1 protein-coding gene and 1 pseudogene are annotated in these 2200 nt (G+C 72.8%); both read left to right on the forward strand.

What is annotated here, in order from left to right; genetic code table 11:
- Positions 1 to 832: pseudogene (locus tag WBP48_RS17005) on the forward strand (AAA family ATPase); the annotation flags it as partial.
- Positions 833 to 1082: 250 nt separating this feature from the next.
- Positions 1083 to 2200: serine hydrolase domain-containing protein (locus WBP48_RS17010; RefSeq protein ID WP_424441924.1), on the forward strand; the 1118-nt coding region annotated here is incomplete at its 3' end.

Genomic DNA, 2200 nt, shown 5'->3' on the forward strand with positions numbered 1-2200 from the left:
CGACGCAGACCTGCCGCTCGTCGACGCGACGCGGCTCGCGGTGGGCGATCCGCGCGCCGAGGTGCACCGTCGTCGCGCCGAGCGCGAAGCGGCCGAAGAGCGGCGCACGATGTCGGATGTCGTGACCGATCTCATCGCCGCCGATCAGGGTGACCTCAAGATCATGTCGATGCTGCGCGGCCAGGATCTGCGCCGCACGCTCGATCAGCCCTCGGCATCCGACCTCGATCCGCTCGCGGGCCCCTTCGCGCACATCGTCGTCGACGAGGCGCAGGAGCTCACCGACGCGCAGTGGCGCATGCTGCTGCGGCGCTGTCCGTCGGGCAGTCTCACGATCGTGGGCGATCGCGCTCAGGCGCGGCATGGGTTCGCGGAGTCGTGGACCGAGCGGCTGGCGCGGGTCGGCGTGCCGCGCGCGGCCGTCGCGACCCTGACGGTGAACTACCGCACCCCCGAGGAGGTGATGGCCGTCGCCGGTCCCGTCATCCGCGCGGCGCTGCCCGACGCGAACGTGCCCGTCTCGATCCGCAGCACTGGGGTGCCCGTGCGGTACGGCGATCGGAGTGAGCTGGTCGGCATCCTCGACGCGTGGGACCGGGGGCACGAGGACGGCGTCGCGGTCGTCGTGGGAGATCCCGGGTTCGCGCCGCGCGAGCGGGTGCGGTCGCTGAGCCCCGAGCTCGTGAAGGGGCTGGAGTTCGACCTCGTCGTGCTCGTCGATCCGGACCGCTTCGGCGATGCGGGCGAGGCGGGCGGCGTCTCTGGTGCCGTCGACCGCTACGTCGCGATGACCCGCGCGACGCAGCAGCTCGTGATTCTGAGCTCACGGTAGGCCCCGGCATCCGTCCCGGCGTGCGTCCCGGCGTGCGTGCCGCTCCCGTCGCCGAGTGCCCTGCGCGTTGTCGCCTCGTCGCGTTGTCGCAGAAGCAGGCTGAAACGGCCTGTTCGGCCTCTGGCGACGCCGCGAAGTGCAGCTCAGCCTGCTTTCGGCACAGGATCCGACGGTGGCAGCTCGTCGACGGGCATCGCCGCCACCGCCGCCGCCGGCGCCGCCACTGTCGCGCGGCTCGTACGCTGAAGGCATGGCCTCCGCAACGCCCCGCGCGCTCGTCCGGCGCAGTCCCGAATCCCTCGGCATCCCCACTCCTGCCCTCATCGCCCTCGCCGATCGCCTGCAGGACGAGGGCCTCGACCCGCACGCGCTGCTGATCGCGCGGCACGGCGAGGTCGCGTTCGAGACGGCGTGGGCGCCGTACCGGCTGGACCGGCCCGCGCTGGTGTACTCGGCATCCAAGACGTACACATCGCTCGCGATCGGATTCCTCGCCGACGAGGGACGGCTGACGCTGGATGCCGACGTGGGCGCCCTTCTCGGTGAGCCGAATCCGCACGGGATCACCGTGCGCCACCTGCTGACGATGAACACGGGGCACGACGACGCGCAGATCGCGCGGATCGACGACGAACCGCGCGACCTGCTGCGCACCGCGCCGGCGCACGAACCCGGTACGCACTTCGCGTACAACTCGCCCGCGACTCACGCACTGTCGACGATCGTCACCGCGCTCACCGGCGAGCCGCTGACGGCGTACCTGCGGCCGCGGCTGCTTGACCCGCTCGGCATCGGTGGGCGGTGGATGAGGCCGCACGGCGGGATCGAGCACGGTGCGTCCGGCTTGCACCTGACCGTCGAGGACCTCGCGCGGACGGCGATCATGCTCGGTGCGGGCGGCGTCTTCGCCGCAGCTTCGGGTCGAGTGCAGGTCGCGCCGGCGTGGTATGTCGCCGAGATGAGCCGCGCGTGGTCCGACACGGCCGCCTTCGACGGCCCGGCTGCCGCGCCGGGCGAGGTGAACGACTGGGCGCTCGGCTACGGATACCAGGTGTGGCGCGGGCGCCACGGATTCCGCCTCGACGGCGCGGCCGGCCAGTTCGGCCTGGTGCTGCCCGAGCACGATCTGGTAATCGCGTACCAGGGCGCGACGCTCGACACGCAGGCCGTGTTGCGCGCGTTCTGGGCGTTCGTCGCGGCCGTCGAGATCGCGGATGCGGCGGGCGGTCTGCACAACTCCGCCTCAGGTGCGGAAGAGGAGGCTTTCGAGGGCGTCGCTCCCCCATCCAGGCGGAGTTATGCAGACGCCGCCCGGCCCGGGGCCGCCCGGCCCGAGCCCGCCCGGCCCGGGGCCGCCCCGCCCGAGGC

This window comes from Microbacterium sp. (assembly GCF_049661145.1).
Lineage (GTDB): Bacteria > Actinomycetota > Actinomycetes > Actinomycetales > Microbacteriaceae > Microbacterium.